We start from the raw sequence: 1394 nt of genomic DNA, 5'->3' as shown, positions 1-1394 counted from the left end.
GCCAGTTGTTGGTGAAGGTAACGTTACTATCGGGCCGTTCGGTTGCGGCTGCCCATGCTGTCCAGAAGAAAAAGTGGGTCATTTCTTGGCGGCGCGATTCAGAAGGCAACGTATTATATTTCATCGCATAGTTATTGCGCGTTTGTTCGAGTGCCGGATCGGTACCAAACAAACGAATATAATGATCAGCGGTTTGTTGAATTGCTTCGTAGCGCCTTTCACTCAAGGTAAGCGTGTCGCTTGCTGCATCCCAAGTGTTGGTGCGATATTCGAGTTCTAAATCGTACTGTAGCGCACTTTGCTCGCGCGGGTCTAAATCGTTATAGGCAATGCCAAAGCGCTCTTGCGATGCGAGATCTAACCAGGCCAATAGCTCGCGGTGTAACCAATCAGCGGTCCAATCGGGAGCTTGATACGCGCCGTGTCCCCATATAGAGCCCAGCTGCATACCACCCACGGATTGCCATGCGGTTTGCCCGTTTAAAATTGATTCGTTGGTTATAAAAACATGACCAGAAGTAGTCATTACTTGGTCTGGAATAGGTGGCGCTTGCCGGTATACCTCTTTGCCGAAGTAGCCGAGCACGCCAAAGGTAACGAATAAAATACCGATCAACAGCCACCATAAACGCCGATACTTACCCATGGCGACCTCCTTTGTTTAGTTTGCTGGATGTGTAAAGCATGTGCTTGCTCCTTAGTTAAATTACTCATTGATCAATGTACCCACTGATCAATGCAGTGCGCTATGGAAGCGTTTGCAGCATGCGTGCCAACTATGTAAATGATTGATTAATATTGCGTTTTGTAATTTACCACAGCGAGCTGTGGTTGTTTTAACCATGGGCGGTTCGGGTAAAAAGTACCTCGAGGGTTAATTTAACCTTGCCGGTGCTTATTATGCGGTATCAAACAGCTACTCCAATGGAGATAACCCCTCATATTTCCCTAAGGTTTGTGTGGGAAATATACAATAACAGCAACTTAATTGGCTGCTGCAACCATGCTATGTGCGCTGCGGCCACCGCGATAGAGAAGAGGTAGATATGGCCAAAACAGCAGTGTTATTTCCCGCAAGAAACAGCGCCACTCGGTATACAGCGCTCGCCTTCGTACTTGGTGTGGGCATCACGATGCCGGCAACTGCTAGCGAAGAGGGTGCTTCAGCGGATAACATAGGTGCTACAGCCGATAGTATAAAAGTAGAGTTACGCTATCGGCTTGAGCATGTAGAGCAAAACAATGTATTCCAAAATGCTCTCGCAAACACCTTACGAGCTCGCGTTACAGCGCACAAACATCTGCATGCGCGGTTAACTGCAGAAGTGGAGCTGGATCATGTAGAGCCGGTGGGCGGTGATACTTATAACTCTACCGTGAATGGAAAAACGCAG

1 protein-coding gene and 1 pseudogene are annotated in these 1394 nt (G+C 47.9%); one reads left to right on the top strand and one right to left on the bottom strand.

Translation table 11 applies throughout. The annotated features are described in order from the left end of the window. Nucleotides 1-646, bottom strand: a pseudogene (locus ACNA7P_RS11170) (nitric-oxide reductase large subunit); the annotation flags it as partial. A 400-nt stretch (nt 647-1046) separates the two neighbouring features. On the opposite strand from ACNA7P_RS11170, the gene ACNA7P_RS11165 reads away from it, so the two are divergent. Continuing rightward, nucleotides 1047-1394: hypothetical protein (locus tag ACNA7P_RS11165; protein WP_416258700.1), on the top strand; the 348-nt coding region annotated here is incomplete at its 3' end.

The sequence above is a fragment of the Aliidiomarina sp. genome (assembly GCF_047920995.1).
GTDB lineage: Bacteria > Pseudomonadota > Gammaproteobacteria > Enterobacterales > Alteromonadaceae > Aliidiomarina.
The sequence above is the reverse complement of the archived record's forward strand: the minus strand, read 5'-3'. Positions and strand labels throughout refer to the sequence as shown.